We start from the raw sequence: 23,774 nt of genomic DNA on the forward strand, positions 1-23,774 counted from the left end.
GGTCCTCGCCGGTGCTCCCCCCTCGTTTCTCCTGACGTCCTGGCGTCCTGACTTCGTCGACGCCCCGAGCCCGGGAACCCGGCCGCCGCCGGACCACCGGCCGTCGGTCATGCGTCCCGGGGCCCAAGGCTCGCTCACGGGTTCCCCGCGATCGCCCACCTTTCCTGCGCCACCATGGGTGTCTGAGGCGGTCCGGGCGGGGTATGCCGGACCTCACCTCGACCAGTGCGACGGGAGAAGAGCCATGGCACAGCTGCGACAAGAGGTCGATCCGGGTGAGGCCGGGCTGGATCCGCGGGTGCTGGGCCGGATGGACCGGACCTTCGCGCGGCTGGTCGACGAGGGGCGGCTGCCGGGCTTCCTCGTGTCCGTCGCCCGGTCCGGGCGCGTCGCCCACCTCACGACCTACGGCCTGCGTGACACAGCGGCCGGGCTGCCGGTGGAGCCCGACACCCTGTGGCGGGTCTACTCCATGACGAAGCCGGTCACCGCGGTCGCCGCGCTGCTGCTGGTGGAGGAGGGCCGCCTGGCGCTGGACGACCCGGTCGCCGACCACCTGCCCGCCTTCGCCGACCCGCGGGTCTACGTGGGCGGCTCCGGGGCCGGCGTGGAGACCCGCCCGGCCGACGGCCCGATACTCGTCCGGCACCTGATGACCCACACCTCCGGTCTGACCTTCGGCTTCTACCGCACCCACCCCGTCGACGCCCTCTACCGCGCAGCCGGCCTGGAGTCGTCGGTGCCGCCGGGCGCGGACCTGGCGGAGACCATCGAGGTGTACGCGAGCCTGCCGCTGCAGTTCGAGCCGGGTACCGAGTGGAACTACTCGGTCGCCGGCAACGTCCTCGGCCGGATCATCGAGGTCGTGTCGGGGCAGCCGCTCGACGCGTTCTGCGCCGAGCGGATCTTCGGGCCGCTCGGCATGACGGACGCGGGCTTCCACGTCACGGACGCCCGGGCGCCCCGGCTCGCCGAGATGTACGGGGAGCGGGAGGACGGCGGCATCGAGCCGATCCCGGGACTGCCGCTGCGCGGCCGGCCGCGGTTCCTGTCGGGCAGCGGCGGCCTGGTGTGCTCGGCCCACGACTACCACCGCTTCATGGAACTGCTGCGCCGCCGGGGCGAACTCGACGGCGTGCGGCTGCTCGACCCAAAGACGGTGGACCTGATGACCCGCAACCACCTGCCCGGCGGCGCCGACCTGCGGGCCTTCGGCAGCCGCCCCGCCCACGACGAGCCCGGCAACGAGGGACTCGGCTTCGGTCTCAACTGTTCCGTCGTGATCGATCCGTCCCGCACCCAGGTCCCGTCCGGGCTCGGCGCCTTCGGCTGGAGCGGGGTGGCCACGACGACCTTCTGGGTCGATCCGGGCCGCGACCTGACGGTGCAGTTCATGACACAGGTGCGGCCCAGGACGTCCCACACGGTCTTCAAGGACCTCAAGCGGCTGGTCCACGAGGCCCTGCCGGACCGAATGTCCGCTACCGGTCCACGCGCAAGGTGAACTCCATTCCCTCCTGAGCGAGTTCACGCAGCCACTGCTCGGACCGGGCGGCCGTCTCCGCCGCGCGGTTCAGGCCGGGCGGCAGGGAGCCGTCCAGGATGTGACGGACACCGAGGGCGAGGGTCCGCGAGACGCACCGGGCCATCGCGCTCTCCTCGGCGTCCCCCGCCAGGTCGAGGAGGTATCCGCCCCGCCACGACGGCCCCGGCTCGGCGCGCACGTCCAGCGACACGGCCAGGACGACCCGGTCGCGGTCGTCGTCCGTGGTGGGGTGGGCGGCGGCCAGCTCTCGGGCCAGTGCCGCGATCCGGGTGTCGTCGCCGGTCCTCAGCTCCTCGAAGACGCCGTCCCAGGCCCGCAGCCAGCCCTCCAGACGCAGGGTGCCCCGCACGAACGTCCGCGGTGTCCAGGCGTCCGGCACCTCGTACTGCGCGACGAACGGGACACTGTCGCGGTTGGGGTAGACCTCGAAGGTCTCCCCGTCGACGACGTGCCGCCGGGTCGCCTCCCAGGGCCGCTCGGCGACCGTCTCCGCACCGCCCTCCAGGTAACGGGCCGGTGAGCGCAGGGCGTTGAGAACACCGGCGGGGGCCCAGCTGAAGCGGTAGGTGAAGTCGTTCGGCACGGCCGGGACTCCGCCGCAGTACGACGTGAAGGTGTAGGACGCTGGCGTCCCCTCACCGATCGACTCCCGGGCCCGGGCGAACAGGGCATGGGCGAACAGGTGGTCGATGCCCGGGTCGAGCCCGGCCTCGGTGAGGACGACCAGCCCGGCCTTCCCGGCGTCGGGTACCTGCTCCAGCACCGCCTGGGACACATAGCTGGAGCACGCGAAGTGTGCCCCCCGGCGTACGCACTCGGCGAGGAGCGGTGCGTGCTCCGGCGCGGGCAGCATCGACACGACGACGTCGCCCGGGGCGAGTTCGGCTCCGAGCGCGGAGCGCGTGTACGCGCGGGGCTCGGCCCGTCCGGTCAGGCCCAGCCGGCCCAGGGCGTCGGCGGCGCGGCTCTCGGTGCGGTGCCAGAGCCGTACGCGCTCGGCGGTGTCGCACAGCGTGGCCAGACCGCTGCCCGTGGACAGGCCTGCGCCGACCCAGTGGACGGTGCCGCTTGCCGGTGCCGGTTCACCGGTCACGGGACCCCCCCTTGTCGAGGCCGTGGGCGCGGGACGCCTCGCGGAACCGGTCCAGGCAGCGTCCCCAGGGCCCGGAGACGCCGAAGTCGAGCAGATGGGGCAGCAGTGCGGCCGAGAAGTCGGTGCTGGACTCCAGCGGCAGCAGGGAGGGCAGGTTGTCGATGGCGATCAGGTCGAGCGGGGGTTCGTCGCGCAGCCGGCGCACCGGCTCGTCCCAGGAGGTGGTGTCGTCGTACACCGGCAGGACGTTGAGCGGTGAGCCGACGTCGCAGGTCACATCGCACAGGGTGCGCAGACGGCGGTCGGGGCTGTCCAGGTCCTGCTCGCGCAGGAAGGGCGGGACGGGGGTGGTGGCGAGCACCGCGTTGACCATCACGTCGTGCCGCAGCAGGGCGGGGCGGTCGAGGTCGCGCGTCTCGGCGAGGTCCCAGCAGGTCGGCTCGGCGCCGGCGGTGGCGAAGGCGGCGCGGGCGCCGCGGCCGCTGCGGCCCAGGGCGCCGATGACGAGCCCGCTGAAATCGGCGTCGGCGGCGGGCTTCAGCGTCTCGTCCAGGTCTTCCTTGGTGGTGGGGGCCAGGGGCGCCCGGAGCCGGCCGCGGTGCCGGAGCACGGCGAGGGCGGCGCCCAGGTAGCCGGCCCAGAAACCGAAGGCGGCCAGGCGGCGCCCGGCGTCGTCCACCAGGTACTCCAGGTCGTACAGCGCCCCGCCGCCGGCAGCGAACCTGCCCAGCAGCTCCGCCGCTCCGGGCTGGTTCTTGTAGGCGTGGCCGAAGAAGACGTGCCGGTGCGTCAGCTCGCCCGGTTCGTCGGGCAGTTCCTTCAACCCGAGCACGACGGCGTCCCGCGGCGCCGTCAGCCAGGAGCCCGCTGGTGCGATCCGGCAGCCGGCCGCCTGGTACTCCTCGATCGGGAAGACCCGCTGGGGGGACTCCTCGACGGTCAGTTCCACTCCGTCCCCGACGAGCCGCCGGGCGTCGTCGGGGACGATCGGAGTGCGTCGCTCGGTCGTGCGGGCCTCGTGGCGCAGCCACAGATGGAGCTCGGTCATACCAGTGGGCCTCCGGCGTGAGGCGTCGGCCGCTGGGGCCGACGCTCAAGGGGCGGACGTCCACGAAGCGTACGCGGCCCGCCTTCGGGTCGCGCACCGATCCGCCCAGGTCACGTCGGGGAAGCCGGAGCCGGTCGAGGTGATCAGGAGGAGCTGACCACCGCGTCCAGGTGGGGCAGGTGGTGGTCGAGGCGTTCCCGCTTGGTGCGCAGATAGGTGATGTTGTTCTCGCACGGCGGGATCAGCAGCGGCACCGTCTCGGCGACCGTGATGCCGTGGTCCACCAGCGCCTCGCGCTTGCGCGGGTTGTTGGACATCAGACGCACCGATCGCACACCGAGGTCTTCCAGGATCCGGGCGGCGACACCGTAGTCGCGGGCGTCGACGGGCAGGCCGAGGGCGAGGTTCGCCTCGACCGTGTCCAGACCCTCCGCCTGGAGGGCCATCGCCCGCAGCTTGCCGAGCAGGCCGATGCCCCGGCCTTCATGCCCTCTGAGGTAGACCACGACGCCCGCGCCCTCGGAGACGACCGCGCGCAGGGCTGCGTCGAGCTGGTCGCCGCACTCGCAGTGCTGGGAGCCGAAGGCGTCGCCCGTCAGGCACTCCGAGTGCAGCCGGATGAGGACGTCGTCCGGGCCGATCTCGCCGTAGACCAGCGCGACCTGTTCGTCGCCGCGGTCGTGGTCCATGTAGCCGATCGCCTGGAATTTCCCGTACACGGTGGGCAAGGGGGCATTGACGACGCGTTCCACGCCGGTCCGCTGGGGTGCCTTCTTGCCGAGTACGCCAATGTTGTCTGTCATGATTCTCGAGTTCCTAAGCAGAGACGAAAGGCCGTGACGATATGAGTGATCTGGTGCCGGCGGACACCACGGAAGACGTACGGACGCGGGGCGCCGGTGTCTCACGGCAGGTCGCGGTGCTTCCCGTGGGGAGTTTCGAGCAGCACGGTCCGTATCTCCCGCTGGCGACCGACACGCTCGTCGCCTGTGCCGTCGCGCGGGAGATAGCCGGCGCGTACCCGGTGCACCTCCTTCCTCCGGTGACGATCTCGTGCTCGCACGAGCACGCGGCCTGGCCGGGGACCGTCAGCATCTCCTCGGTGACCCTTCATGCGGTGGTACGGGACATTGCGGCTTCGCTGCGCCGGTCCGGCGTCGACGTCCTGGTGGTGGTCAACGGACACGGCGGCAACTACGTGCTGGGCAACGTGGTTCAGGAATCCTCCGCGCGCGGCGAGCGGATGGCGCTCTTCCCGGCCGCGGAGGACTGGGAGGCGGCGCGCGAGCGGGCGGGTGTCGTCACCTCGCTGCTCACCGACATGCACGCGGGGGAAATCGAGACCTCGATCCTTCTGCACGCTCATCCAGAAATGCTCCGACCCGGTTATGAGAGTTCCGATTTCGTCGCTGACGACCGGCGTCATCTGCTCACCCTCGGCATGTCCGGCTATACCGATTCCGGTGTCATCGGCCGTCCTTCACTGGGTTCGGCGGAAAAGGGGAAGGAACTCCTGGCGAGCTTGGCGGATTCCTTCGGGGCGTATTTCTCGATGCTGACCTCCGACGCGTAGTCACCCTGCGGCGCCGGGGCCCCGGGAGGGGTCCCGGCCCGCAGGCCCGCGTACCAGCGGGCGACGAGCACGATCAGTCCGGGCAGGCTGGCGACGAGACTGAGCACGCCGTAGACGACCGCGACGGCGAGCCCCCGGCCGGCGCCCAGACCCGCCGCGCCGAACGCCCAGGCGGTGACGCCCTCCCGGGGGCCCCAGCCGCCGACGTTCAGCGGCAGGCCCATCGCCAGCAGGGCGAGGACGGCGAGGGGCAGCAGGACGGCCACGGAGGCGGTGGTCCCGGCGACCCGGGCGGCGATAACGAACATCGCGACGTAACCTGCCAGGACCACCACGGAGGAGACAACCACTCCGGGGCCGTTCCGTCGCGACAGCAGCCCTTCGCGGGCCTCGGCGAGGAATGCGCGCAGCTTGCGGCTCCGGCGGGAGGGCCCCGAACGGTTCATGCGCAGGGCGAGGACGACGGCGAGTGCGCCCAGGGCCGCCAGGGCCGCGGGCGCCGCGATGTGCCGGGCCTCCGCCAGCACCGGAGACGGCATGGTCAGCAGGACGACGGCCCCGGCGGCGAACAACGCGATCTGACCGGCCGTCCGTTCGAGGACGACGGCCTTCACGCCCCGCCGCAGGTCCCCCTCGCTCTGCCCGTGCCGCACGGCCCGGTGCACGTCGCCGAGGACGCCTCCGGGCAGGGCCGCGTTCAGGAACAGCGCACGGTAGTAGTCGGCGACGGCCGGCCCGAAGGGCAGGCGGATCCGCAGCCCCCGCGCCACGAGCGCCCACCGCCACGCGCTGAACACGGTGGTGACGAGTCCGATGCCGAGCGCGAGCAGCAGCGACGCCGCGTCGATCCGCCGCAGTCCGTCCAGGAAGACGCCGGTTCCCAGTCGCCAGAACAGCACACCCAGGATGGCGATTCCGGCGAACGTGCCGAGGTGCGTGCGGACCTTGGGGGAGCCGAGACGGGCCAGGGCCGTACGGACACGCTTCGCCGGAGCTCCGGGCGTCCGGGTGGGGCCGGACGGGGCCGAGGCGGCGGGCTCGCTGCCGTCGCTCACAGCCGGGCGCGGCGCGACCGTGTCCGTCCGGCCCGTGGCCACCGGCCCGGAGGGCGCGGGCAGACGGGTGGCGTCGGCGGTCGTGGGCAGCCCGGGCTGCTCCGTGAGCGGTGTGCGCGGGCGCGTTCCCGTCGCCTGGGGGCTCATGACGCTCCGTCCGCCGGGCGGGAGAGGGCCAGCAGGTCGACGTGGTGGACGGTGACGCGCAACTCGCCCGCGGCGCAGGCGGCCAGCCGGTTGGTGAGGTAGACGTCGGCCTCGGCGCGCAGTTCGGGGCGCTCCTCGACGGCGGCGCCGACCCAGCCGCGCAGCCACTGCTCGGTGAGTGCGGCCTGCTCGGGTCCGAGCCGCCAGGGGCTCGGGTGCAGCCGTACGGTCGCGCCGTGCTCGGAGAACGCCTCGGCCGCCACGGTGACCGCGTCGGGTCCGAGCAGACCGTCGCGGCGCTGGTGGTCGTTGAACGCCTGGGCGATCTCCGCGTCCAGCGGGTGGGACGGGGTCAGTTCCACGCGCCCGGCGACGGACAGCGTCAGCAGGGCGGGACACCCGGCTCCGGCACACGCGGCGGCCAGTGTGTCGATCTCCTCGCGTGTGAGGACGTCCAGCAGGGCGGACGCCGTCACCAGGGAGGCTCCCTGGAGGGCGTCCGGGGTGAGGCGGGCGACGTCACCGCGCCGCGTCTCCACGGTGACCCGGCTGCCGTCGGCGGCCGAGCGCGGGGAGGAGACGGCGGCGAAGTGCAGCAGATAGGGGTCCCGGTCGTGCAGGATCCAGTGCTGGGCGCCGTCGAGTCGGGGCGCGAGCCAGCGGCCCATCGATCCGGTTCCGCAGCCCAGGTCGTGGATGACGACGCCGGACTTGCCCGGCAGGTTGGCGAGCCGGATGCGCAGCGTGTCGAGCAGGTCGTTGGCCCGTGCCGCGGCGTCGGCCGGCTCCCGCAACTCCAGCCATTCCGGCGCGTACCGGGGCGGGTCCTCCGGGTTGGCCTCCCGCAGCTTGACGGTCGGCCGCGAGCCGGGCCTGCCGCTGGGTCCGGCGCCGGGGATGACGGCGTCCGGGGCGTATCCCGGGACGAACTCCACGCTGGAGCCCAGGCCCGGGGCCGCCGCCTTCCCGCCGGGAACCCTGCCCGCTGCGACCTGGCCCGGGCCGGGCTTCGCGCCCGCCGTCACACCGTCCGTCACGCTCGTGACCTCCCTCGGCCCGGGCTGTGCCGGGATCGTCCCGCTCTGCTGGGTCGTCGTCGGGTTCGTCATGCGGCCCTCCGGGGTTCGGTGGGGAGCCGGCGCAGTACCGCCGCCAGGCTCTGTGCGGTCGTCGCCCAGCCGTCGAGGGCGGCACGGCGGCTGCGGGCGGCGCCCTTCAGACGGCGTCGTACGTCCGCCTCGCCGAACCAGCCGCGCAGCTCGGCGGCGATCGCGGCGGGGTTCTCCGGCGGGACGAGGATGCCGGGCATCCCGCCGTCGGGTGCGCGGCCGACCGCCTCGGGCAGTCCGCCCACGTCCGTGGCCAGCACCGGGATGCCCCGGGCCAGGGCCTCGGTCACCGCCATGCCGTAGGTCTCGGCGTAGGAGGTGAGGACCATCAGGTCGGCGGTGGCGTAGGCGGCGTCGAGCGCGGGTCCGGACTTGGGGCCGGCCAGCTCCAGCCGGTCCTCGAGGCCGTGCTCCGCGATCAGGGACCGCAGGTGGTCGACGTACTCCGGGTCCTGCGTGAGCGAGCCGACGCACACGCAGCTCCACGGCAGGTCGCGCACCGCGGCCAGCGCCTCCACCAGCCGGTGCTGGCCCTTGCGCGGGGTCACGGCGGCCACGCACAGCAGGCGCGACACCCCGTCGGTCCCGGGCGCGAGCGGCGCGATGTCGGCGCCGGGGGCGGCGACATGGACCCGCTCGGGGGGAAGGCCGTGGTGGGAGACCAGACGGCGGACGGCCCAGTCGCTGGTGGCGATCACCGCCGGCACCGCCCGCAGCACCGTCCGCTCCTTGGCGTCCAGTTCGGCGGCGACCGCCGCGTCCAGCCCCGTCTCGTCGCCGAGCGGGAGGTGGACGAGCACGGCCATGCGCAGGCGTTCCGCCTCGGGGACCACGATCTCCGGTACGCCGCAGGCCACCAGTCCGTCGAGGAGCACGACGGAGCCGTCGGGCAGGGCGGCCAGGGCGCGGGCCAGTTCCGTACGGGTGCCGGCCCCGGGCCGGGGCCAGTCACCGGCCACGGCGTGCTTGGTGACCTGCCAGCCGAAGCCGGGCAGGTCCAGGCACACGCGCCGGTCGTAGGCGTTGCCGCCGCTGGGTGCCGTCGGGTCGTCGATGCCGCCCGGCAGTACGAAGTGCACGGTGCGCAGGGACATGGGGATGATCTCGGCGTTCTTCAGGGAAGCGTGCTGCACGGGAACATAATTCAGCCGTGCCGGTGCCGGGCCCATGTGCTCGGGCCGTTCGACGGTCGTGTCGGTCACAGCGCACGCTCGTAACTCGCCCAGGCGATGTGCGACTCGTGCAGGGTGACGGTGAGGCCCGCGATGCCCTTGGCGCCCTCGCCCAGCGCCCCCTTGTGGATGCGTTCGGCGAGGCGGTCGGCGATGACCTTGGCCAGGAACTCCGTGGAGGTGTTGATTCCGGCGAAGTCGGGCTCGTTGTCGAGGTTGCGGTAGTTCAGCTCGCTGACGACCGCGCCCAGTTCCTGGGTGGCGAGCCCGATGTCGACGACGATGTTGTCCTCGTCCAGCTGTTCGCGCCGGAACGTGGCGTCCACGAGGAACGTGGCCCCGTGCAGGCGCTGCGCCGGTCCGAAGACGTCGCCACGGAAGCTGTGGGCGATCATGATGTGATCGCGGACGGTGATGCTGAACAACGGACGACCCTCCAGGTGCGGCGCGTCTGCTCCCCGCTCGGTGCCGGGGATGCCGAGTAGTACGGCCCGTTGTCTTCCCCTGTTCAGCCTGTCGTACGTCTTTTCTGAGGTCAGGCGCTCTTGTCGTGGCCAACTCGTACCGGATGGAACGAATCGTCAGCCGATGCGTCCGGAGTTCTCGTCGTAACGGACGCGGTGGCACAGCGCGGGGACCTCGCCGGACGCCAGCCGGGGCAGCACCTCCGGCAGGTTCTCGAAAGAGGATTCGCCGGTGATCAGGGCGTCGAGCGCGGGGTCGGCGAGCAGGTCGAGGGCGACGGCGAGCCGGTCGGCGTAGGTGCGGTTCGGGCGGGCCGGGGAGACGGTGCCGACCTGACTGCTGCGGATGACGAGCCGGCGGGAGTGGAAGGCCTCACCGAGCGGGAGGCTGACCTGCCGGTCGCCGTACCAGCTGAGTTCGAGGACGGTCCCCTCGGCGGTGAGGAGTTCCAGGGACCTCGCGAGGCCGGCTTCCGTGGCGCTGGCGTGCACGACCAGGTCGCGTTCCCCGTCGGCGTCCTCGGGGGTGGCGAAGCCGACCCCGAGCGCCTCCGCGATCTTCGCGCGGGACGGGTCGGCGTCGACCAGCTGGACGCGGACCCCCGGGAACCGGGCGAGGAGGGCCGCCACCGAGCAGCCGACCATGCCGCCGCCGACCACGGCGATCCGGTCGCCGACCAGGGGCGCGGCGTCCCACAGGGCGTTGACGGCGGTCTCCACGGTCCCGGCGAGCACGGCTCGTTCGGCGGGCACGGTGTCCGGGACGGGGGTCACTGCGGAGGCCGGGACGACGTACCGCGTCTGGTGCGGGTAGAGGCAGAACACCGTGCGGCCGGCGAGCTCTTCGGGACCCTCTTCCACCACGCCGACGTTGAGGTAGCCGTACTTCACCGGGCCGGGGAAGTCGCCCTCCTGGAAGGGCGCGCGCATGGCCGTGTGCTGACTCACGGGGACGCCGCCGCGGAAGACGAGCGTCTCGGTGCCGCGGCTGACTCCGGAGAACAGCGTGCGGACCAGCACCTCGCCCTCACCGGGCGCCGGCAGGGCGACGTCCCGGACCTCGCCTCGCCCAGGCGAGTCGATCCAGAACGCGCGTCCGGTGTGCTTCATCGAAGTCCTCCTGAACGATCGGGAAGCTGAGTGCGTACCGAGGGGTGCACAGGCCGCGCACAACGTAGCGGCGTTGATCGACTCTGTCACACGGCCGGAGGGTGTTCGGTGGCCCTGAACAACACTTACGACGCGAGGCTCGTACAGCAGGAGACCGCCCTGGGGGCGGGTGTGCAGGTCCTGCTGCTGGCCCTGATCGGCACGGCGATCGGGATGGGGCCGGCGGGCTGGCTCAGCGGCCTCGCGTTCGCGATCGCCACCTGGGCGGTGCTCTCCCGGGCCCTGCACCGCTCCCGGCTGCGCTCGTTCGGCGCGGCGAACCGGGTCACCCTGGGCCGGGCCACCCTCGTGGGCGGGGTCACGGCCCTGGTCGCGGACTCCTTCCAGAGCTCACCGCCGGTGTCGCTGTTCGTCGGCCTGACGGCGGTTGCGCTGATCCTCGACGGCGTGGACGGCAAGGTCGCCCGCCGCACCGGTACGTCGACCCCGCTGGGCGCGCGTTTCGACATGGAGGTCGACGCCTTCCTGATCCTGGTGCTCAGCGTGTACGTGTCGATGCAACTGGGCCCGTGGGTGCTGCTGATCGGCGGCATGCGCTACGTGTTCGTCGCCGCGGCCAAGGTGTGGCCCTGGCTGACCGCCGCGCTCCCGCCGAGCACCGCCCGCAAGACCGTCGCCGCGCTCCAGGGTGTGCTGCTGCTCCTGGCGGGCGCCGAGCTGCTGCCGTACGCCGCCAACTTCGCGGTCGCGGCCCTGGCGCTGGGCCTGCTGGTCTGGTCGTTCGGGCGGGACGTGCTGTGGCTGTACCGGACCTCGCGGATCGAGGAGAGCCCGGCCTCACGGCAGGTTCGCGAGCTGGTCGCCGGCTGACACCGGGCCGGTCAGGAGCCGAATCGCCCTCGGGCCGCCTCGATGTGCCCGAGGTACTGATGGGTCCAGCCGCAGATCGCGTCGACCGTGGCGCGCAGGGCGCGGCCCGGCTCGGTGAGCGTGTACTCGACCTTGGGCGGCACGGTGGGGTGCACCTTCCGGTCCACCAGGCCGTTGCGCTCCAGCATTCGCAGGTTCTGCGTGAGCATCTTGTGGCTGACGCCCTCGACCTCGTCGCGCAACTCGCTGAAGCGCAGGGTGCGTTCCCCGAGCGCCTCGATGATCAACAGGGCCCACTTGTTGGCCACGTCGGAGAAGATCTCCCGCGCCAGGGAGCCCGCCCGCCGCAGGTCCGCGTTCTCGGGCAGGTCTCTGATCTCCTTGGTCACCATCTGGTTCCCCAGTCACCGAAAAGTGCGTTCTTCCAGGTCGGCGGTCACTCTCCTACGGTTTCCGAGTAACCGCAAGAGAGCACGGGCCCGGGGCCCGCGGTCCGTGCCCGACGGAAGGAACCCGCACCATGACCACGCTCGACGTCTACGACCACGGCATTCCGGCCGAGGGCCACTTCGGCTACGCCCAGGCGATCAGGTCCGGTGACCTCGTCCACGTCTCCGGGCAGCTCTCGTTCGACGAGGCGGGCGCCTTCGACCCCGAGGACGACGTCGCCGCCCAGCTCGACCGGACCTACGTCAACCTCGACAAGGTCCTGGCCCACTACGGCGCCACCCGCAATCAGATCGTCTCCCAGACGCTGTACGCGGTCGGCCTCGTGCGCAACGCCGAGGTGATCGCGAAGGGCAACCGGGCGTACTTCGGCGCCCACCGTCCGGCCAGCACGGCCCTCGGCGTCACCGAACTGACCTTCCCCGGGCAGCTCGTCGAGATCAGCTGCGTGATCGACACGAGGCTGCCCGCCTGAACCGCCCGGTCAGCGACGCGTTCCGGCACCCACGAGGGTCCGTTCGTAGGGGTCGAGCAGCACGCCCCGGACCTTGGTGGAGACACCGGCGATGATCTGCTGGTGGGCCAGGGGCACGACCGCGTCGCTGCCGAGGATCGCGGCCTCGGCAGCCATGGCGGCGCCCTGCCGCTGCTCGGTGCCGTCGGTCGCGATGGCCTCGGCGACGGCACTACCCCGATCGGCTCAGGCAATTTGACAGCGGCGACGATCACTCCCTAAACCTAGCCACATGACATCCATTTTCAACAAGGTGGGGCCGTCGTGAGGATCGCGTTCGTCGGCAAGGGCGGTAGCGGCAAGACCACGCTCTCCGCGCTCTTCTCCCGCCACCTGGCACGCTCCGGCGCGCCGGTCCTCGCCGTCGACGGCGACATCAACCAGCACTTGGCCGAGGCGCTGGGCGGCGAGGAGGAGTCCGCTCCTCCGCTGGGCGCGCACCTGCCCGAGATCAAGGACTACCTGCGGGGCGACAACCCCCGCGTCCCTTCCGCCGAGGCGATGATCAAGACGACCCCGCCGGGTCGCGGATCCCGCCTCCTGCGCCCCCTCGGCGAGGACGAACTGCACGCACGGCACGTCGGACGGGCAGGCGGTGTCCCCTTCATGGCCACAGGCGAGTTCGACGAGTCCGACCTGGGCGTGGCCTGTTACCACTCCAAGCTGGGCGCGGTCGAGCTGTACCTCGGGCATCTGGTCGACGGTCCCGGCGAGTACGTCGTGGTCGACATGACGGCCGGCGCCGATGCCTTCGCCTCGGGCCTGTTCGCCCGCTTCGACCTCACCTTCCTGGTGGCGGAACCCACCCGCAAGGGTGTCTCGGTGTACCGCCAGTACCGCGACCACGCGGAACAGTTCGGCATCCGGATCGCCGTCGTCGGCAACAAGGTGACCGGCGAGGACGACCTGCTCTTCCTCAAGGAGCAGGTGGGCGACGGCCTCTTGACCCACCTGGTGCACTCACCCTGGATCCGCGCCGCCGAGCAGGGCCGGGCCGGGTCCGGCCCGGACGCACTGGCCTCGCTGGAACCTCACAACCGGCACGCCCTCGCGGTGATGCGCGGGGCGGTGGACGCCGAGGTCCGCGACTGGGACCGACTGCACCGCCACGCGGTCGAGTTCCACCTGCGCAACGTCCAGGCGTGGGCGGATGCGCGTACCGGCGAAGACCTGGCCGCTCAAGTGGATCCGGACTTCGTGCCGGGACCGGCCGCCCGGCTCTGAGGCACCGGCGCCACGCCCACCGTGTCCCCTCCGGCTACTCGATTCCCGTGGCATCGAGTAGCCGGACCACGTCCTTGCGTCCGTACCCGAGCCGCCGGGCGCGGTCGGCGGCCATCAGTACCAAGTGCGCGACGATCCGCGCGGCGTATCCGTTCTTGCTGTGCGCGTCGCACCATTCCTGGGGCTTTTCGACACCCAGGCTGTTCATCACCAGGCCGTGCTCTCGGCGGAGCTCCGCGACGGTACCGGCGACGGCGTCCAGGAGCGTCTTCCCCGGCCGTTCGCATTCCAGGACGAAGCACCCCCGGTCGATCGGCATGCACCCCTCCGGCGGGCGCGCCCGCAGCCTCGCGTACGTCTCGTCCTCGAATCCGGAGGCCCGGAACTCGTCGTGCACCAGGGAGAACCGGTGGAACCCGGGCGGGACGGGCGGCGGCGGAGGCGTGTACTCCCATCCGGCGTCCTCGTACAACTGCCGTTTCACCTCTTCTTCGTCGGCATGCGTCACGGTGAAGCCGTTCGCTTCGTTGCGCCCCGTCGTCGTGCCGTCGGAATTGCGGTGGAAGTGCAGGCCCATGGTGTGCCCCCGTCATCGTGTTGAGGATGGACGACAAGTCCCGTCACCAGCTCGAACGGCCCGCGGGCCGGGCAGGTGCCCGCTCCCCGAGGCACCATCCGATCGTGGGAAAAGGATCGCTGCGGGAACTTCCCGGCGCAGCCGGACGAACGGTTGTTACGCTCCTGCGATGAGGATTCCGGACCCCGCAGAGATCCGGGCGCTGCACGAGAAGTACGCGCCCACCACCGAGGCGTTCGCCCTCGTCCACAGACACTGCGAGATCGTCTGGGCCATCGCCGAGCAGCTCCTTGCCGCGCCGCACCTCGCCCACCTCGACGCCGAACTGGTCCGCGCCGGCTGTCTCCTCCACGACATCGGCGTCTACCGCCTCTACGAGGAGGACGGACGGCTGGACCACCGGAACTACATCCGGCACGGTCTGCTCGGCCACGAGATCCTCGAGGCGGAGGGCTTCCCCGAGGCTGTCCGCCGCTTCTGCTCCCACCACACGGGCGTGGGAATCACACGGCACGACATCGTCAGCCAGGCCCTGCCCCTCCCTCCCGCCGACTATGTGGCCGTGACGGAGGAGGAGAGACTGGTGATGTACGCGGACAAGTTTCACAGCAAGTCCCGGCCGTCGGTGTTCCTCTCCCCCGACGCATACGCCGCCCACGTCCTCCGCTTCGGCGCGGACAAGGTGACCGCGTTCGACGCGCTGCGCGCGGAGTTCGGCGACCCGGACCTCACCGGGGGCGTGCCGGGTTTCGAGACGGTGGGTGGCACCACGGCTGGTGTTCACACAGGCACCTTGCGGCAGACACCACGACAGGCTGCCGTTCTGCCGCCGAGCCCGTGAACAAGAAAGTGCCCGGTCTCGTCGATCAGGCACTGGTGTGGGACGGTCCGGCGTATGGGACGGTCCGGCGCATCCACGCGACCCGGACTGGACGCGCTTCGCGTAGCGCCATGGCTTGAGCCTGGCAGGGTGTTCCGGTCACAGGACCGGGTCGGCCGGTACCGCCGGTCATGGGTGTGTGGACCGCCTCGTCAAGACCGCTCGGTTCGGCCGCTCGGTTCGACCACTCCGTTCGGTAGGGTTTGCCGAATCTCCCCTATCGAATGCTCTGCAGCAGCTGCCCTGTGGCGGTGACCGTCCAGAACGACCATCCGTTGCGGTTCGGATTGACGTGCGGGTTGAGGGCATGTACCACCGCGACGGCCGCACCGCTGGGAGTCTCGTAATCGCCGCGGCCGGGACCGGAGGGAATCCTCACGGTGCGGGACGAGGGGTCGTAGAAGGCGTTGGTGCGTCGGCCTTCGTAGACCGCGTGGATCTCGACTCCCTGCTCCGTGCGCAGCTTTTGGACTTCCGTCCCGATCAAAGTGGGTGCCGTCGGGTCCTCCGCGATCAGTTCTTCGTCGGCGGGCAACTCGTCGGTGGCCGGATGCGCGGCCTGCGCGTCGTAGTGGGGAAGCCCCAGAAGCCCGTTGAGGACATTGGCCAGCGAGCGCCTGCGGGCGGCGAGGAAGTCGGGGAAGCGGTCGAGGGACCACAACTCCGGTTCTTCGGGGATCCACTGTTCGGCCAGGCGTTCCGAAGCGATTTCCGCCATGTACTGGGAGGGCAGCCTCGCCGAGATCATCTTGTTGGTCTGGCCGGTGATGAAGGCCAGGTTGGCGAGGCTGTTCCACTCCTCCTTCGCGTACGTCCCCTGGACCCGGGCGCGCGGGAACACGTGGTGGAACTCGATGGTGGCACCGGTGTTCATCGGCTGGTCACTGATGGCGATGTTGGTCGCCCAGTCCCGTGCCGTGCCCCGCAGCGCGGCGATGTAGAGCAGCTTGAAGAAGGGGTGCGTGGAGTACTTCTGCTCCAGGTCCCTCGGGTGCAGCGCGCTGTCCAGCGACCGGGTGCCGGAAGCCCGCCGGATGAGCTCGGCGAACAGGTCCTCGCCTGCACGCGACTTGATCAGCCTGGCCTCCGCGTCGAGCTTGCCCTCGACCTGCAAGGAGTAGTGGCTGAACGCCATCGCCGTGTACACCCAGCGGCGCAGCAGCTGGGCCTCTCCCGGGCGCAGCTTGCCGTCGCGGTGGTGCAGCAGCAGAGCGGGCACGATCGTGACGTTCGGTGAGGAGAGGATCTCGGACCGGGGGATCGAACACTCGCCCTTCAGGAAGTCGATGGCGAAGCGCAGCGCCCTCTCCGTGGAGTGCCACGCCTCCTTCAGCGCAGCTTCGTCCATGTCGGCTCCGATGAGCTTGATGTGATGCGCGCCTGTTCCCGCGAGGAGACTCGTGAGGCGCAGGACGGCTTCCCTGTTCAAGGCGAAGTTGCTGTCCCGCAGTTCCTGGTGGAAGGCGTCCATGGTGTCCAGGCCCTCGGACCAGCGTGCCGCGATCGCGCTGTACACCAAGTCGCCTTTGGACAGCCTTCGGCCGCCCTTGTTCAAGCGGGCGAAGAGTTCGGCGACCTCCTCGTAGTCGTCGGACTCGTAGGTGATGACGGCGATCTCCTGCCTGCGAATGTCATGCACCTTCTGCAGGCGCTGCATCCACGCGCCGAAGTGCGGAGCGGAGTACTCGACCCCGGCCGCGTTGAGCACTTCGTGGTACTGCACGTTCTCCTGCAGCAAGGTGGAAACGCGGAACAACAGCGGGTCCTTGCCCTGGACCGCGCTCGGATTGACGAACTCCTCGGTGCGCACGTCGAAGCGCAGATCGATGAGCCGGCCGTCCGCCTTCGAATCGGGCCGGTACACCCAGGCGAGGGAAGTCAACCGCTGTTGCCCGTCCAGCAGATACAGGGGCTGGTGCGTCGACTTGTCGGCCTGGACGACGGCAGCAGTCTTGAACGGGACGGTCAGATTCGTCTTCCACAACAGCAGGGCACCGACGGGGTAGCCCCGGTACAGGGAATCGAAAAGATCACGTACATCGGGCCGCATCCAGACGAAGTCGCGCTGGATGGAGGGAATGACGACGCTGCCCCGCAGCAGATTCTCGACCTGAGTGATGATCTTGTCGTTTGCCAGCCCCATGCTGCCGCCCCCACCGCGCGAGTGATCTACGGCACATACGATAACTGTCGCCTCCGCCTGCCGTCTTGTGTACAGCAGGCGCGTCGATCGCATCGAGTTCGACGCCGCGCCGCGACCACGGGCGGCCGGAACCCGCGCAGATGATGCGGCGGGCCCTTGTTCTCAGGGTTCTCAGGCCGCCTCGCGCGCCTGGCCCCGGTGGGCTCGTACGACCTCCGCGTACCGGTACCCCGCCGCCTTGATCGTGCGCCGCTGCGTCTCGTAGTCGACGTGGACGAGGCCGAAGCGCTTCTCGTAGCCGTACGCCCACTCGAAGTTGTCCAGGAGCGACCAGGCGAAGTAGCCGGCCAGTGGGGCTCCCTTGCGGGCGGCCGAGGCGCAGGCGGCGAGGTGGCCCAGCAGGTACTCCTGCCGCTCGGGGTCGTCGACCGTGCCGTCGGGGCGGACCGCGTCGGGGTAGGCCGAGCCGTTCTCCGTGACGTACAGCCGGCGGGCCCCGTAGTCGTCGGTGAGCCTCAGCAGCAGCGACTCGATGCCGCTCGCGTCGACCTCCCAGTCCATGCCGGTGCGCGGCACGCCGTCACGGCGGATGGCCCGGGCGTACGGTGCCGGACCGGCCGGATCGGCGGCGACGGTCTGCGGGAAGTAGTAGTTGAGGCCCAGCCAGTCCAGCGGGGCGGCGATGGCCGCCGAGTCACCGGGCCGTTCGGGGAGTTCGACGCCGTAGAGCTCGCGCATGTCCGCCGGGAAGCCCCTGCCGTGCACCGGGTCGAGCCACCAGCGGTTGGTGTGGCCGTCCATGCGCCGGGCCGCGCCCCGGTCCTCCGGTGTGTCGGTGGCGGGATGGATCGTCGAGAGGTTGTTGACGATGCCGACCTGCGCTCCGGGGACCGCCGCGCGCACGGCACGGCTCGCCAGCCCGTGGCCGAGCAGCAGGTGGTATGAGGCGCGGACGGCGGCGGTGAGGTCCGTCATGCCGGGTGCCATCTTGCCTTCGAGATGGCCGATCCACGCCGAGCACAGGGGCTCGTTCAAGGTCGCCCAGTGGGTGACGCGGTCACCGAGGCGCTCGGCGACGACCGAGGCGTACCGCGCGAACGCGTGGGCCGTGTCGCGCTCCGGCCAGCCGCCCCGGTCCTGGAGCGCCTGCGGAAGGTCCCAGTGGTACAGGGTCACGGACGGGGTGATGCCCGCCTCCAGCAGGCCGTCGATCAACTTGTCGTAGAAGGCGAGACCCTTGGCGTTCACGGGGCCGTCGCCGCCGGGGACGATACGCGGCCAGGCAATCGAGAGGCGGTAGGCGTTCAGGCCGAGCCGGCGCATCAGGGCGATGTCCTCGCGCCAGCGGTGGTAGTGGTCGCAGGCGATGTCGCCGTGGTCGCCCCCGGCGGTCCTCCCCGGAGTGTGCGAGAACGTGTCCCAGATCGACGGCGAACGGCCGTCCTCCGCCACGGCTCCCTCGATCTGGTACGCCGAGGTGGCCGTGCCCCACAGGAAGTCGTGCGGGAGTGCGGCGAGGTCGATGGTCACGGAAGTCCTCTCGGGAACGGGCGAGTCGGTCACTTGACGGCTCCCGACGTGAGACCGGCCACCAGGTAGCGCTGGAGCAGCAGGAAGCCCGCGACCACGGGGAGGCTGACGACCAGTGAGGCGGCCATGATCTGGTTCCAGTACACGTCGTTGAGGGTCGAGTAGCCCTGGAGGCCGACGGCGAGGGTGCGGGTGGTGTCGTTGGTCATCACCGAGGCGAACAGGACCTCGCCCCACGCGGTCATGAAGGCGTACACCGCCACCGCGACGATGCCGGGCACGGCCGCGGGAACGACCACCCGGAACAGCGCACCGAGCGGGCCGCAGCCGTCAACCAGCGCGGCCTCGTCCAGGTCGCGCGGCACCGAGTCGAAGTAGCCGATCAGCATCCAGATCGAGAACGGCAGGGAGAAGGTCAGGTAGGTGAGGATCAGGCCGCCGCGCGAGCCGAACAGGGCGATGCCCGTCGCGTTGCCAATGTTGACGTAGATCAGGAACAGCGGTAGCAGGAACAGGATGCCGGGGAACATCTGCGTGGACAGGACGGTGACGGTAAAGACGCGTTTGCCGCGGAAGTCGTAGCGGCTGACGGCGTAGGCGGAGAAGACCGCGACGATCACCGAGCAGACCGTCGCCGCGCCGGCCACCACCAGGGAGTTGACGAAGTAGCGCGCCAGCGGGACCGTCGACCAGATGTCGATGTACGGGCGGATCGTCAGCTCGGTCGGCAGCCAGCGGAAGGTGCCCGTGACGTCCGCCAGGGGCTTCAGCGAGCTGGAGACCATGACGTGGACGGGCACGAGCACGAAGCCCGTCAGCAGGGTGAGGAAGATCCGCCGGGACCACAGGAAGGACCGGGGCGGGGCCAGGGGTGCGCTCATGCGGCGGCCCTCCGTCCTCGGGAGGTGAGTGCGAGGTAGCCGCCCGTGACCAGCAGCAGGAACAGCAGGAGCAGGACGGACATCGCGGAGCCGGTGCCGAAGTTCCAGGTGACGAACGACGCCTGGTAGATGTGCACCGAGACGAGGTCGGCGGCCTCCGGCGCGGTCCTGCCGAACAGGACGAACGGCGTGTTGAAGTCGTTGAACGTCCACAGGAACAGGACGAGGACCAGGACCTGGTTGACCGGCCGCAGGGACGGCAGGGTGATACGGCGGATCTGCTGCCGGACGCCGGCTCCGTCCAGGGCTGCCGCCTCGTACAGCTCGCGCGGGATGTTCTGCAGGCCGGCCATGACGATGAGGAAGGCGAACGGCCAGCCTTTCCACACCGACACCGTCAGCAGCGCGATGAAGCTGTTGTCGCCGATGAGCCAGAACGACGGCTTGTCGGTGAGGCCGAGCTGATCGTGCAGGACGTGGTTCACCAGACCGTTGTCGTGCTGGAACATGAACACCCAGGTGATGACGGCCGCGTAGACGGGTAGCGCGTACGGGATGAGGAACAGCGCCCTGAGCAGGCCGCGGCCCCGGAAGGAGTCCTGCATGAAGACCGCGGCGGCCGTGCCGATCAGCCAGCACAGGCCCACCGACAGCAGGGTGAAGGCGACGGTGACGAGGAACGAGTGGAGCAGTGCCTCGCCGACGGGGGCGTCGAAGTCCACCGAGACCTCGTAGTTGGCGAGGGCTGACCAGGGTGCGGCGCCCCAGTCGCGGATGTAGAACTGGGTGAGTTCCTTGAAGCTCATGACGATGCCGATCACCATCGGCACCAGGTGGACGAGGAGTTCGAGGAGCAGGGCGGGCAGGAGCAGCAAGTAGGGCAGGCCCACGCGGTGGATCCGCCCGGTGCGGCGGCGGGGGCCGCGCGCCGCTCCGGAGGGGCTCTTGCTGACCGGCGGTGTACCGGCTTCAACCGTGGTGGTCATCTGGTTCACGCCGCCGGCATCTGCTGCTGGGCCTTCTCCAGGGCCGCCTCGACCGTGCCCGTGGTGACCGGGCGTCCGGCGGCCGCGTCGGCGAAGAGGCCCTTGATGGCGGTGCCGACGGCCGTCTCGAACTGGGACTCGTCGGCGACCTGGGGCAGTGCGGCGGCGCTCTTGGCGAGGGTGCCCTTCAGAACGGCGTCGGCGGCGGAGCCGAACGCCTTGTCGGACTGCGCGTTCTTCACCGGCGGTATGGAGCTGTAGGCCTTGTTGAGGATGGTCTGCTCGTCGTCGCTGGTCATGAACTTCACGAACCTCGTGGCGCCGTCGAGGTTGTCGGTGTTCTTGAAGACCGCCAGATTGATGCCGGCGACCATCGAGTTGACCTGCTTGCCGGTACCGGGGGTGCCGGACTGCACGGGCACGGGCGCGATGCCGTAGTCGTCCTCGCTCATGCCCTGGGACGTGAGGTTGGCGGAGGCCGACTGCCACAGCAGCATCGCGGTCCTGCCCTTGGCGAAGTCGCTCACCGACTGGTTCTGCGCGTACTCGGCGTTGCCGGGCGCGATGACCTTGTCCTCGGCCATCAGGTCGACGTACTGCTTGACGGCGGTGACCACACCGTCGTTCGTGAAGTCTGCCTTGCCTTCGGGGGTGAAGAAGTCGGCGCCGTGCTGCTTGGCGAAGACGAACGCGTGGTGGATGTTCTCCGAGGGGTTGGAACCTTCTGCTCCCAGGCCCCACTTGCCGTCCTTGGAGAGCTTCCTGCCGTCGGCGACCAGTTCGTCCCAGGTGGCCGGCGGCTCGGAGATGCCCGCGTCGGCGAACATCTTCTTGTTGTAGTAGAGCGCGTACGACATCGAGTACAGGGGCACCGCGGCCGGGTCCTTCCCCTCGGCGCCCGTGGATCCGAGGGCCGAGGCGACGAAGCGGTCCCGGCCGCCGATCTTGTCGAAGTTCTTCGCGTCCCAGGGCAGCAGGGCGCCGGTGGCCTGGAGCGAGGCGCTCCAGGTGTTGCCGATGTTCAGCACGTCGGGGCCCTGGCCGGAAGTGGTGGCGGTGAGGATCCGGTTCAGCAGGTCGGACCAGGGGACGACCTCCAGCTTCACCTTGATGCCGGTCTGCTTCTCGAACTTGTCGAGCTCGGGCTGGAGGACCTTCTTGTCGACCTCGATGCTCGCGCCCTGATTGGACGCCCAGTAGGTGAGCGTCTTCGGCGAGTCGTTGGATCCGCCGCCGGTGGCCGAGCCGCCTCCGCAGGCCGTGGCCGCGAGGGCGAGTGACAGTGTGACGGCGCCTGCCGCCGCGGCTCGGATGCTGCGCATGGCTGCTCCTGGCCCTTCCGGGAGTACGGGACCACGGCGTCCCCGGAAACAGGGGAGCCGTCATGGCTTAATTTAGGACGTGAGTTAATCCCCGGAAGGCAGTCCCGTCAAGGGTTTGGACACACTCTCGGAACTCTCGCGGCACCCCTTGACGCATCTGTTCCGCGGATGAACCATTCAGCGGCGAGAGAGCGCTCCCCGCACCCCACTCCGTTCACTTCATGAACCAGGAGAGCCGCCCCATGCACTCTGACTCCCCGTCATCACGCCCGGCCGTACCCGGCCGCCGGACCGTCCTCGGCGCCGCCGCGGCCGCCACCGCGCTGGCGGCGCTGCCCGGAACGGCGGCAGCCGCCCCGGACCCGCGCAGGAAGCCCGTACACAGGAAGCCGCGCGCCCTGCCCGGCGGTGGCGATCTCGGCCCGAACGTGCTGGTCTTCGACCCCTCCACGCCGGACATCCAGGCCAGACTGGACGAGGTCTTCCGGCGGCAGGAATCGGCACAGTTCGGCACCGGCCGCTATCAGTTGCTGTTCAAGCCGGGCACCTATCACGGCCTCAACGCGCAGATCGGCTTCTACACCTCGATCTCCGGTCTCGGCCTCTCCCCCGACGACACCACCATCAACGGCGACATCACGGTCGACGCGGGCTGGTTCGGCGGCAACGCCACGCAGAACTTCTGGCGTTCCGCGGAGAACCTCGCGGTCATACCGGTGAACGGCACCAACCGCTGGGCGGTCTCGCAGGCGGCCCCCTTCCGCCGGATGCACGTCCGCGGCAACCTCAACCTCGCCCCGAGCGGCTACGGCTGGTCCAGCGGCGGTTACATCGCCGACAGCCGGATCGACGGCCAGGTGCAGCCGTACTCGCAGCAGCAGTGGTACACCCGGGACAGCGCCATCGGCGGCTGGCTCAACGGCGTGTGGAACATGGTGTTCTCCGGCGTCGAGGGCGCCCCCGCGCAGGGCTTCCCGAACCCGCCGTACACGACCCTGGCCACGACACCGGTCTCCCGCGAGAAGCCGTTCCTGTACCTCGGCGGCGGCGAGTACCGGGTCTTCCTGCCGGAGAAGCGGATCAACGCCCGCGGTGTCACCTGGGGCAACGGCACGCCGCGGGGCACCTCGCTGCCGCTGTCCCGCTTCTACGTCGCGAAGCCCGGCGTCCCGGCCGCCACGCTCAACCAGGCCCTCGCACAGGGACTGCACCTGCTCCTCACGCCCGGGATCTACCACCTCGACCAGCCGGTACGGGTCGACCGGGCGGGCACCGTGGTGCTGGGCCTGGGCTACGCCACCCTCGTCCCCGACAACGGCGTGACCGCGCTCAAGGTCGCCGACGTCGACGGCGTAAGGCTCGCCGGGTTCCTCGTCGACGCCGGGCCGGTCAACTCCGCGACCCTGCTGGAGATCGGCCCACAGGGCGCCTCCCGCGACCACTCCGCCAACCCGACGACCGTCCAGGACGTGTTCGTCCGCATCGGCGGAGCGGGCCCCGGCAAGGCCACGACCAGCATGGTCGTCAACAGCCGGCACACCATCGTCGACCACACCTGGGTCTGGCGCGCCGACCACGGCGAGGGCGTCGGCTGGGAGACCAACCGCGCCGATCACGGCGTCGTCGTCAACGGGCACGACGTGCTGGCGACCGGGCTGTTCGTGGAGCACTTCAACAAGTACGACGTGCAGTGGTTCGGCGAGCGCGGGCGCACGATCTTCTACCAGAACGAGAAGGCGTACGACGCCCCGAACCAGGCCGCGATCCAGAACGGCCCGGTCAAGGGCTACGCCGCCTACCGGGTCGGGGACGGCGTCACCAGCCACGAGGGCTGGGGCCTGGGCAGCTACTGCTACTACAACGTCGACCCCACGATCGTGCAGCACCACGGCTTCGCGGCCCCGAACCGTCCCGGGGTGCGCTTCCACGACCTGCTCGTGGTCTCGCTCGGCGGCAACGGGCAGTACGAGCGTGTCATCAACGACACGGGATCGCCGACATCGGGGACCTCAACGGTGCCGTCGACGGTGGTGTCGTATCCGTAGCGTGCAGGGAAGGGCAGGCCCCTCCCCTCCCCCGGGCC

21 protein-coding genes and 2 pseudogenes are annotated in these 23,774 nt (G+C 70.6%); 7 read left to right on the forward strand and 16 right to left on the reverse strand.

Translation table 11 applies throughout. The annotated features are described in order from the left end of the window. Nucleotides 1-244 precede the first annotated feature (244 nt). A complete protein-coding gene (locus ACIQU3_RS15675) occupies nucleotides 245-1,504 on the forward strand; it encodes a serine hydrolase domain-containing protein (RefSeq protein ID WP_403925433.1) in 1,260 nt (419 codons plus the stop codon). Here the strand turns inward: ACIQU3_RS15675 and ACIQU3_RS15680 are convergent. The 3 genes from ACIQU3_RS15680 to ribA all read right to left on the reverse strand — a co-directional run bounded on the left by ACIQU3_RS15680 (nucleotide 1,482) and on the right by ribA (nucleotide 4,490). Further along, entirely contained in the window at nucleotides 1,482-2,639 is a 1,158-nt protein-coding gene (locus ACIQU3_RS15680) for a saccharopine dehydrogenase family protein (protein ID WP_403925436.1), read from the reverse strand. The two genes, ACIQU3_RS15675 and ACIQU3_RS15680, sit on opposite strands and share 23 nt — an antisense overlap. Then, nucleotides 2,629-3,687 (reverse strand): saccharopine dehydrogenase, encoded by a 1,059-nt coding sequence (locus ACIQU3_RS15685; RefSeq protein ID WP_403925439.1) that lies wholly within the window; start codon nucleotides 3,685-3,687, stop codon nucleotides 2,629-2,631. Before ACIQU3_RS15685 ends, ACIQU3_RS15680 begins: the two co-directional genes overlap by 11 nt. A 143-nt stretch (nucleotides 3,688-3,830) precedes the next feature. After that, a complete protein-coding gene (ribA, locus tag ACIQU3_RS15690; protein WP_031108505.1) occupies nucleotides 3,831-4,490 on the reverse strand; it encodes a GTP cyclohydrolase II in 660 nt (219 codons plus the stop codon). 41 nt (nucleotides 4,491-4,531) lie between these two features. On the opposite strand from ribA, the gene ACIQU3_RS15695 reads away from it, so the two are divergent. Beyond that, entirely contained in the window at nucleotides 4,532-5,260 is a 729-nt protein-coding gene (locus tag ACIQU3_RS15695) for a creatininase family protein (RefSeq protein WP_403734020.1), read from the forward strand. A gap of 137 nt (nucleotides 5,261-5,397) precedes the next feature. Here the strand turns inward: ACIQU3_RS15695 and ACIQU3_RS15700 are convergent. The 5 genes and pseudogenes from ACIQU3_RS15700 to ACIQU3_RS15720 form a co-directional block, all read right to left on the reverse strand. Beyond that, nucleotides 5,398-6,462: pseudogene (locus tag ACIQU3_RS15700) on the reverse strand (lysylphosphatidylglycerol synthase domain-containing protein); the annotation flags it as partial. Next, complete coding sequence (locus ACIQU3_RS15705) at nucleotides 6,459-7,571, reverse strand: class I SAM-dependent methyltransferase (RefSeq protein ID WP_403734017.1); 1,113 nt, start codon at nucleotides 7,569-7,571, stop codon at nucleotides 6,459-6,461. The gene ACIQU3_RS15705 and the pseudogene ACIQU3_RS15700, both read right to left, overlap by 4 nt. After that, complete coding sequence (locus ACIQU3_RS15710; protein WP_403925442.1) at nucleotides 7,568-8,773, reverse strand: glycosyltransferase family 4 protein; 1,206 nt, start codon at nucleotides 8,771-8,773, stop codon at nucleotides 7,568-7,570. The genes ACIQU3_RS15705 and ACIQU3_RS15710 overlap by 4 nt, the downstream gene beginning before the upstream one ends. Then, on the reverse strand, nucleotides 8,770-9,168 hold the full coding sequence (locus ACIQU3_RS15715; protein ID WP_221759551.1) for a 6-carboxytetrahydropterin synthase: 399 nt from the start codon (nucleotides 9,166-9,168) through the stop codon (nucleotides 8,770-8,772). Before ACIQU3_RS15715 ends, ACIQU3_RS15710 begins: the two co-directional genes overlap by 4 nt. A gap of 156 nt (nucleotides 9,169-9,324) precedes the next feature. Further along, on the reverse strand, nucleotides 9,325-10,317 hold the full coding sequence (locus ACIQU3_RS15720; RefSeq protein WP_403925445.1) for a zinc-binding alcohol dehydrogenase: 993 nt from the start codon (nucleotides 10,315-10,317) through the stop codon (nucleotides 9,325-9,327). Nucleotides 10,318-10,425: 108 nt separating this feature from the next. Here ACIQU3_RS15720 and ACIQU3_RS15725 point away from each other — a divergent pair, with 108 nt between their 5' ends. Beyond that, complete coding sequence (locus ACIQU3_RS15725) at nucleotides 10,426-11,187, forward strand: CDP-alcohol phosphatidyltransferase family protein (RefSeq protein ID WP_403734005.1); 762 nt, start codon at nucleotides 10,426-10,428, stop codon at nucleotides 11,185-11,187. Between the two features lie 11 nt (nucleotides 11,188-11,198). Here ACIQU3_RS15725 and ACIQU3_RS15730 read toward each other — a convergent pair whose 3' ends face one another. After that, nucleotides 11,199-11,579: a winged helix-turn-helix transcriptional regulator gene (locus ACIQU3_RS15730; RefSeq protein WP_403925448.1), complete on the reverse strand. Its 381-nt coding sequence runs from the start codon at nucleotides 11,577-11,579 to the stop codon at nucleotides 11,199-11,201. Nucleotides 11,580-11,707: 128 nt separating this feature from the next. Here ACIQU3_RS15730 and ACIQU3_RS15735 point away from each other — a divergent pair, with 128 nt between their 5' ends. Further along, complete coding sequence (locus tag ACIQU3_RS15735; RefSeq protein WP_403733999.1) at nucleotides 11,708-12,109, forward strand: Rid family hydrolase; 402 nt, start codon at nucleotides 11,708-11,710, stop codon at nucleotides 12,107-12,109. 9 nt (nucleotides 12,110-12,118) lie between these two features. Here the strand turns inward: ACIQU3_RS15735 and ACIQU3_RS15740 are convergent. Next, nucleotides 12,119-12,319, reverse strand: a pseudogene (locus ACIQU3_RS15740) (ABC transporter substrate-binding protein); the annotation flags it as partial. A 93-nt stretch (nucleotides 12,320-12,412) separates the two neighbouring features. Here ACIQU3_RS15740 and ACIQU3_RS15745 point away from each other — a divergent pair. Continuing rightward, nucleotides 12,413-13,372, forward strand: coding sequence for an ATP-binding protein (locus ACIQU3_RS15745; protein WP_403925451.1), 960 nt, complete (start codon nucleotides 12,413-12,415; stop codon nucleotides 13,370-13,372). Nucleotides 13,373-13,406: 34 nt separating this feature from the next. Here the strand turns inward: ACIQU3_RS15745 and ACIQU3_RS15750 are convergent, their stop codons facing one another. Next, entirely contained in the window at nucleotides 13,407-13,949 is a 543-nt protein-coding gene (locus tag ACIQU3_RS15750; protein WP_403733993.1) for a hypothetical protein, read from the reverse strand. Between the two features lie 169 nt (nucleotides 13,950-14,118). On the opposite strand from ACIQU3_RS15750, the gene ACIQU3_RS15755 reads away from it, so the two are divergent. Beyond that, a complete protein-coding gene (locus ACIQU3_RS15755) occupies nucleotides 14,119-14,790 on the forward strand; it encodes an HD domain-containing protein (RefSeq protein WP_403733990.1) in 672 nt (223 codons plus the stop codon). A 256-nt stretch (nucleotides 14,791-15,046) separates the two neighbouring features. Here the strand turns inward: ACIQU3_RS15755 and ACIQU3_RS15760 are convergent, their stop codons facing one another. From ACIQU3_RS15760 to ACIQU3_RS15780, 5 genes are all read right to left on the reverse strand, one after another. Further along, entirely contained in the window at nucleotides 15,047-16,972 is a 1,926-nt protein-coding gene (locus ACIQU3_RS15760) for a DUF262 domain-containing protein (RefSeq protein ID WP_403733987.1), read from the reverse strand. A 171-nt stretch (nucleotides 16,973-17,143) separates the two neighbouring features. Further along, a complete protein-coding gene (locus tag ACIQU3_RS15765) occupies nucleotides 17,144-18,502 on the reverse strand; it encodes a GH1 family beta-glucosidase (protein WP_403925454.1) in 1,359 nt (452 codons plus the stop codon). A 29-nt stretch (nucleotides 18,503-18,531) separates the two neighbouring features. Beyond that, on the reverse strand, nucleotides 18,532-19,371 hold the full coding sequence (locus tag ACIQU3_RS15770) for a carbohydrate ABC transporter permease (RefSeq protein ID WP_403926151.1): 840 nt from the start codon (nucleotides 19,369-19,371) through the stop codon (nucleotides 18,532-18,534). 8 nt (nucleotides 19,372-19,379) lie between these two features. Further along, the gene (locus ACIQU3_RS15775) at nucleotides 19,380-20,369 is read right to left on the reverse strand and encodes a carbohydrate ABC transporter permease (RefSeq protein ID WP_403925457.1); all 990 of its coding nucleotides are present in this window, start codon (nucleotides 20,367-20,369) and stop codon (nucleotides 19,380-19,382) included. A gap of 5 nt (nucleotides 20,370-20,374) precedes the next feature. Then, nucleotides 20,375-21,691 carry an ABC transporter substrate-binding protein gene (locus ACIQU3_RS15780; protein WP_403925460.1) on the reverse strand — a complete coding sequence of 439 codons (1,317 nt, stop codon included), beginning with the start codon at nucleotides 21,689-21,691 and terminating at the stop codon, nucleotides 20,375-20,377. Between the two features lie 242 nt (nucleotides 21,692-21,933). On the opposite strand from ACIQU3_RS15780, the gene ACIQU3_RS15785 reads away from it, so the two are divergent. Further along, nucleotides 21,934-23,736 carry a coagulation factor 5/8 type domain-containing protein gene (locus ACIQU3_RS15785; RefSeq protein ID WP_403733977.1) on the forward strand — a complete coding sequence of 601 codons (1,803 nt, stop codon included), beginning with the start codon at nucleotides 21,934-21,936 and terminating at the stop codon, nucleotides 23,734-23,736. Nucleotides 23,737-23,774: the final 38 nt, after the last annotated feature.

The organism is Streptomyces sp. NPDC101110 (assembly GCF_044759525.1).
Taxonomy (GTDB): domain Bacteria; phylum Actinomycetota; class Actinomycetes; order Streptomycetales; family Streptomycetaceae; genus Streptomyces.

Bases quoted from the DNA above. Each gene is read 5' to 3' on its own strand.
- ACIQU3_RS15675 (WP_403925433.1), top strand. From the start codon at position 245: ATGGCACAGCTGCGACAAGAGGTCGATCCGGGTGAGGCCGGGCTGGAT.
- ACIQU3_RS15685 (WP_403925439.1), bottom strand. From the start codon at position 3,687: ATGACCGAGCTCCATCTGTGGCTGCGCCACGAGGCCCGCACGACCGAG.
- ribA (WP_031108505.1), bottom strand. From the start codon at position 4,490: ATGACAGACAACATTGGCGTACTCGGCAAGAAGGCACCCCAGCGGACC.
- ACIQU3_RS15695 (WP_403734020.1), top strand. From the start codon at position 4,532: ATGAGTGATCTGGTGCCGGCGGACACCACGGAAGACGTACGGACGCGG.
- ACIQU3_RS15705 (WP_403734017.1), bottom strand. From the start codon at position 7,571: ATGACGAACCCGACGACGACCCAGCAGAGCGGGACGATCCCGGCACAG.
- ACIQU3_RS15720 (WP_403925445.1), bottom strand. From the start codon at position 10,317: ATGAAGCACACCGGACGCGCGTTCTGGATCGACTCGCCTGGGCGAGGC.
- ACIQU3_RS15730 (WP_403925448.1), bottom strand. From the start codon at position 11,579: ATGGTGACCAAGGAGATCAGAGACCTGCCCGAGAACGCGGACCTGCGG.
- ACIQU3_RS15735 (WP_403733999.1), top strand. From the start codon at position 11,708: ATGACCACGCTCGACGTCTACGACCACGGCATTCCGGCCGAGGGCCAC.
- ACIQU3_RS15750 (WP_403733993.1), bottom strand. From the start codon at position 13,949: ATGGGCCTGCACTTCCACCGCAATTCCGACGGCACGACGACGGGGCGC.
- ACIQU3_RS15755 (WP_403733990.1), top strand. From the start codon at position 14,119: ATGAGGATTCCGGACCCCGCAGAGATCCGGGCGCTGCACGAGAAGTAC.
- ACIQU3_RS15760 (WP_403733987.1), bottom strand. From the start codon at position 16,972: ATGGGGCTGGCAAACGACAAGATCATCACTCAGGTCGAGAATCTGCTG.
- ACIQU3_RS15775 (WP_403925457.1), bottom strand. From the start codon at position 20,369: ATGACCACCACGGTTGAAGCCGGTACACCGCCGGTCAGCAAGAGCCCC.
- ACIQU3_RS15780 (WP_403925460.1), bottom strand. From the start codon at position 21,691: ATGCGCAGCATCCGAGCCGCGGCGGCAGGCGCCGTCACACTGTCACTC.
- ACIQU3_RS15785 (WP_403733977.1), top strand. From the start codon at position 21,934: ATGCACTCTGACTCCCCGTCATCACGCCCGGCCGTACCCGGCCGCCGG.